The organism is Cryobacterium sp. TMT1-2-1, assembly GCF_004403955.1.
Taxonomy (GTDB): Bacteria; Actinomycetota; Actinomycetes; order Actinomycetales; family Microbacteriaceae; genus Cryobacterium; species Cryobacterium psychrotolerans.
The window spans coordinates 1-5828 of the sequence record NZ_SOHC01000041.1 but is presented as its reverse complement, the minus strand read 5'-3'; the positions used below and the strand labels follow the sequence as shown (position 1 = coordinate 5828).

At 71.4% G+C, this 5828-nt stretch carries 5 protein-coding genes; 4 read left to right on the top strand and 1 reads right to left on the bottom strand.

Features of this window, described 5'->3' with window-relative positions:
- Nucleotides 1-127: 127 nt before the first annotated feature.
- Nucleotides 128-964 carry an RDD family protein gene (locus E3T33_RS07260; RefSeq protein ID WP_198417255.1) on the bottom strand — a complete coding sequence of 279 codons (837 nt, stop codon included), beginning with the start codon at nucleotides 962-964 and terminating at the stop codon, nucleotides 128-130.
- A gap of 32 nt (nucleotides 965-996) precedes the next feature.
- Between E3T33_RS07260 and E3T33_RS07255 the strand changes: the two genes are divergently transcribed.
- The 4 genes from E3T33_RS07255 to E3T33_RS07240 form a co-directional block, all read left to right on the top strand.
- On the top strand, nucleotides 997-1992 hold the full coding sequence (locus E3T33_RS07255) for a stage II sporulation protein M (RefSeq protein ID WP_092325172.1): 996 nt from the start codon (nucleotides 997-999) through the stop codon (nucleotides 1990-1992).
- Nucleotides 1993-2189: 197 nt separating this feature from the next.
- Nucleotides 2190-3278: an extracellular solute-binding protein gene (locus tag E3T33_RS07250; RefSeq protein ID WP_092325170.1), complete on the top strand. Its 1089-nt coding sequence runs from the start codon at nucleotides 2190-2192 to the stop codon at nucleotides 3276-3278.
- 75 nt (nucleotides 3279-3353) lie between these two features.
- Complete coding sequence (locus E3T33_RS07245; protein WP_092325168.1) at nucleotides 3354-4943, top strand: iron ABC transporter permease; 1590 nt, start codon at nucleotides 3354-3356, stop codon at nucleotides 4941-4943.
- A partial coding sequence (locus E3T33_RS07240) for an ABC transporter ATP-binding protein (protein WP_134575041.1) occupies nucleotides 4940-5828 on the top strand: 889 nt, incomplete at its 3' end. The genes E3T33_RS07245 and E3T33_RS07240, both read left to right, overlap by 4 nt.

Sequence of the window (5828 nt, the reverse complement as noted above, 5' to 3'; positions counted from 1 at the left end):
GTGGCCATTTTGCGTTAAGGAAAGCCATCCTTCGGGGTGGCTTTCCTGCGTTAACGGCCACCCCCGGGTGGCCGTTTTCTGCGCTAACGCGTCTCCACGACCCGGCGGTCGAGGCTGCCGAGGCGCGTCAGCGCTCGGGGAAGTGGTGCGGGCGGGCGGTGAGCACCGGCTTCAGCCGCTCGAGCCGCGCCCGCTGCAGCATCAGGCCCGCATGCTCGCGGTCGCGGCGCACGGCCGCGACGCCGGCCAGGAAGACTTCGGCGGGCACGTCCGGCACCGGCGAGACGAACACGGATGCCTCGGCAGCCAGCGAGGACGCCAGCCGGCTCCGCGTGGCCGGCGTCATCTTCGACGCCTGAAGCAGGAACTGGGCGACCCGACGGGACAACCGGTCGGGGAGCGGGGCCACATCCACCGTCTCGGCCCACGCCGCCAGCTGCACCGGGAGGCCGAACGCGGCCGGGGGAAGCCGGGGCACGCGTTCATGCTGGCTGTAGGTGCCGGCCAGGATGTCGCCGAGGCGCTTCGACCGGCCGTTGAGCAGCGCCGTCATGACGGCCAGCCCGCCGATGGTCAGGTAGATCTCGATCACGCCGACGAGGGCGCGGATGAAGGCGTGCCGCAGCCGGATGGCCCCGCCGTCGTCCCGCACGATCCGCGCGCCGACCGCCAGTTTGCCGAGCGACCGGCCGGCCGTCGCCGTCTCCACGACCATCGGCACGATCAGGATCGAGAAGACCGGCCCGGCGATGAGCAGTGCCCGCGCGAGTGCGCTGTCGGTGTCGCCCGTCAGCCAGCCGATCCCGAGGAAGACGACCAGGAAGATCGCCAGGTAGGCGACGCAGTCGATGATCGTGCCGGCGCCGCGGAGGATGACACTGGCGGGGCGCACATCGAGGGCGACGGCCTCCCCCGTCACGACCTCATGATCGCCCCGGGCATCGTCACCGTGGGCTACCGACATCCGCGGCTCCGCCATGAATACTATTGAAGCAGATGGACCTCGATGCCTACTCAGCCGCGCACCGCGAAGAATGGGATCGCCTTGCCGAGTTGGCCCGGCGCCGGGTGCTCAGCGGCGAGCAATCCGACGAACTGATCGAGCGGTACCAGGCCGGCGCGGCCCAGTTGTCGGCGATCAAGACGGCCGCCGGGTCGACGGTGCAGGGGGACCGGTTGTCCGTCGCGCTGTCGCGGGCCCGGTTGAGGTTCACCGGTGCGGGTGCCGGTGTGCTCTCGCAACTGCCGCGGTTCTTCGTGCTCCAGCTGCCGGCCGCGTTGTACCGCCTGCGTTGGATCACCCTCGGCGTGGCCGTCGTGACCTTCGTCGTCGCCGGACTCTACGCGGCCTGGGCCTTCTCCAACCCGCAGGTGCTCGCGAATTTCGGTTCGGATGCGCAGCTCCGGCAGTTAGCGAACGAGGACTTCGTCGATTACTACTCGGAGAACCCCGCGGCATCCTTCACCGGCCTGGTCTGGACGAACAACGCCTGGATCGCCGCGCAGTGCATCGCCTTCGGCATCCTCGGCGTCTACGTTCCGTACATCGTGCTTCAGAATGCCCAGAATCTCGGCGTCAGCGCCGCCGTCATGTTCGCCTACGACAAGGGAGACGTCTTCTTCCTCTATATCGCTCCGCACGGGATGCTCGAACTGACCGCGATCTTCGTGGCGGCAGCCGGCGGCCTGCGGATCTTCTGGGCCTGGATCGCCCCGGGCACGCGCACCCGAGGCCAGGCTCTCGCGCAGGACGGCCGGGCGCTCTTCACGGTGGCCATCGGCCTGGTCTTCGTGCTTTTCATCTCCGGCGTGATCGAAGGATTCGTGACTCCGGCGCCCTGGCCGTGGCCGGTCAAGATCGGCATCGGCGCCCTCGCCCTGGCGGCGTTCCTGGCCTACATGCTCGTCGCCGGCCGCCGAGCAATCCGCTCCGGCGAGACCGGCGACCTCGACGAGTTCGAGGCGGGCAGCTCGCGCATCTACGCCGGCTGAGCCCCCGCCGCACAGAGCGGATGCCCCCGCCGCGCAGCGCGGATTGCCCGCCGCCTCAAGCATAGGTTAGGCTTACCTAACTGCCCGATGACGTGCGGTCGTTCTGTCCATCAAGCACGCTGTCCACTGAGCACGCTGTCCACTGAGCACGCTGTCCACTGAGCACGCTGTCCATCGAGCACGGAGAAAACACTCTTATGCACGCACCACTCCTGTCCGCACGCCCGCGCCTGCGCCCCGCCGCATCCCGCCGGAGGCTCGTCTACGGCGCCGGCCTCGTCGTTGCCGCCCTCGCGCTGACCGGCTGCAGCCCCGCCGGCACCGGGCCGAAGGCATCCACCGAAGCCATCGAGAGCGACGGCAAGCTCACGCTCTACGCCGGCCGCGACGAGGCGCTGATCGCCCCGCTGATCGAGCAGTTCACCGAGGACACCGGAATCGAGGTCGAGGCCCGCTACGGACCGAGCGCCGAGCTGAACGCGCTGCTGCTCGAGGAGGGTGAGAAGACGCCGGCCCAGGTCTTCCTCTCCCAGGATGCCGGCGCGCTCGGCTCGCTCGCCAACAACGACCTCGTCGCGAAGATCCCCGCAGACCTGGCCGACAGCATCCCCGCCGACTACACCTCCACCGACGCCAGCTGGATCGGCGTCACCGGGCGCGCCCGGGTGATCGCCTACGACGGCAAGAAGTTCACCGAGGATGAGGTGCCGGACACCGTCGACGAGCTCACCGACGCCGGCTGGAAGGGCAAGGTCGGCTTCCCGCCCGGCAACGCCAGTTTCCAGTCCTTCGTCACCGCGTACCGCGTGCTCGAGGGCGAGATGGCCGCCGAATCCTGGGTGAAGGGCATCAGCGAGAACGCCCCCGTGCTCACCGAGAAGAACGGCGCCACGCTCGACCTCGTCGACGCCGGCCAGCTCGAGCTCGCCCTGATCAACCACTACTACTGGTACGAGAAGGCCGCCGAGGTGGGCGCCGACAACATGCGCGCGCAGCTCAAGTTCCTGCCGGGTGACCCGGGCGGCATCGTCAATGTGTCCGGCGCGGCCATCCTCAAGCAAGCCGCCGGCGACCCGGACGCGCTCGCCTTCATCGAATACCTCGTGTCGGAGAAGGGCCAGCAGTACTTCGTCGACAAGACCTTCGAGTACCCGCTGCTGCCCGGCATCGACGCGCCGAAGGGCCTGCCCACGCTCGAAAGCCTCGCAAACACGGGCTTCGACCTGGCCGACCTCGACTCGCTCGAAAAGACGCAGGAGCTCCTCGCGCAGTACGGTCTCTTGTAGGGGAACGGGCGTACCGCCACCCCACGAAGCGTCGACCAGGAGACGGATGTCCCACCAGCGTCATCGGGGCCCGTGATGTCAGGGCTGAACGAGCCACCGACATCCGTGCCCGAACCGAACAGCACGAGCAGCAGCAGGCGCCCGCCCCGGCCCCTGCTGCTGCTCGCGGTGCTCGCCTGCCTGCTGGCGTCCATCCCGCTGATCTACCTGCTCGTGCGGGTCGGCGGCAGCGGCCTCGACGACGTGGTCCGGGTGCTCGGGCGCCCTCGGGTGCCGCGGCTGCTGCTCAACACGGTCACCCTCGCGGCGGCGGTCACCGCCTCGACCGTGCTGCTCGGCGTGCCCACGGCGTTCCTCCTGGCCCGCGCCCGGCTGCGGTGGCGGAGCCTGTGGGTGGTGCTCGCGGCGCTGCCGCTGGCCGTGCCCTCCTACCTTGCGGCGTACGGCTGGCTCGCAGCGGCGCCCACCCTGCAGGGGTTCTGGCCGTCGTGGTTCGTGCTCACCCTGGTGTCGGTGCCGTATGTCTCCCTGCCGGTGACGGCGGCGCTCCGGGCGGGCACCAGCGGCCTCGACGACGTCGCCCGCACGCTCGGCCGCGGGCCGTGGCGGGCCTTCTGGCTCGGCACCTGGCCGCAGGTGCGTCCGGCCACCCTGGCCGGCGCCCTGCTGGTCTGCCTGTACGTGCTCGCCGACTTCGGCGGGGTCGCGCTGTTCCGTTTCCCGGTGCTGACCACCGCGATCCAGCAGGCCTATGGCGCCAGCTTCAACCGCAACTACGCGGCCATCCTCGCGACGGTGCTCGTGCTGCTGGCCCTGCTCGTCGTGCTGGGGGAGCAGACGGCCCGCGGGCGTGCGCAGCGGCAGTTCGGGGCGGTGTCCGGCGTGGCCACCCGTCGCATCGTGCGCCTCGGCCGCTGGAGCGCCCCGGCCCTGCTGCTGCTGGTCGCCGTGCCCGTGCTCGCCGTCGGGGTGCCCGTCGCCGAGCTGTTCGTGCGGCTGTTCGAGGCCGAGACGCTCCGGGCGCTCGACCTCGCCAACCTCGGCCAGGCCCTCCTCAACACCCTCGCGCTGTCCGCCGGCGGCGCGGTCATCGCGGTGGCGCTCGCGCTGCCGATCGGCGCGCTCGCCGCCCGCTACCGCGGCCGCCTGGTTCGCTCGATCGAATCCGCCGGCTACCTCGCGCTCGGCCTGCCCGGCATCGTCGTGGGCCTCTCGCTCGTGTTCTTCTCGCTCTCCGTGGTGCCCGCGCTCTACCAGACCGCCGCGGTGCTCGCCTTCGCCTACGGGGTGTTGTTCATGCCCAAGGCGATCGGCGCCATCCGCACCTCCATCGGCCAGGTGCCCACCTCGCTCGAGGACGTCGCCCGCACGCTCGGCTACGGCCGGCTGCAGACCTGGTGGCTCGTCACCGCGCGGCTGGCCCGCCCCGGCATCGGCGCCGCGGCGCTGCTTGTCATGGTCACGGCCATGAAGGAGCTGCCGGCCACCCTGCTGCTGCGCCCCACCGGCACCGACACGCTCGCCGTCGAGCTGTGGGCGAGAACGGATGTCTCCGCCTACGGCGCCGCAGCCCCCTACGCCGCCGCGCTGATCCTCGTCGCCGCGGTGCCCGCCTTCCTGCTCTCCGGGGCAGGCCGGGCCCGAACGGACGGAACACCGGCATGACCATCCTCTCCCTCACGAGTGTCGTCGTCGGCTACGACGCCGAGCCGGTGCTGCGCGGCGTCTCGCTCGACGTGCCCGAGGGATCCCTGGTCGCGATCGTCGGCCCGAGCGGATGCGGCAAGACCACGCTGCTGCGCACGATCGCGGGCCTCGTGCGCGCCCGCTCCGGCGAGATCCGGCTCGGCCGGAGGATGGTCGCCACCCACGGCATCCACCTCGCCCCGGAAAAGCGGCGCATCGGCTGGGTGCCGCAGGACGCCGCCCTGTTCCCGCACCTCACCGTCGCCGAGAACGTCGCCTTCGGACTCGGAACGGGCAAGAAGGCCGCGATCGGCGGGGTGCGCGGAGCGGCGCGGAAGCAGGCCCGGAGCGAACGGGTGCGGCATCTGCTCGCGCTCGTCGACCTCACCGCACTGGCCGACCGTCTGCCGGCGCAGCTCTCCGGCGGCCAGTCCCAGCGGGTGGCGCTGGCCCGGGCGCTGGCCGGCGTGCCCGACGTCGTGCTGCTGGACGAGCCGTTCGGGGCGCTCGACCCGCTGTTGCGCGGCGACCTGCGCGACGAGGTGCGGGCCCTGCTGCGCGTCGAGGGCATGACCGGCATCCTCGTCACCCACGACCAGGCCGAGGCGCTCTCCGTCGCCGACTACGTGGCGGTCATGCGCCTCGGGGAGATCCTGCAATTCGGCCGGCCCGACGAGGTCTACCGCAGGCCGGCGACCCCGTGGGTGGCCAGCTTCGTGGGCGAGGCCGTGTTCCTGCCCGGCGTCTGGACCCCCGACGCTCCGGAGGGCACCGGCGGCACCGGCGGCACCGGCGGCACCGCCCGGCCGCCCCGCACCGGCACCGTGCACTGCGCGCTCGGCCGGCTCCCGGCGGAGTGGGTGG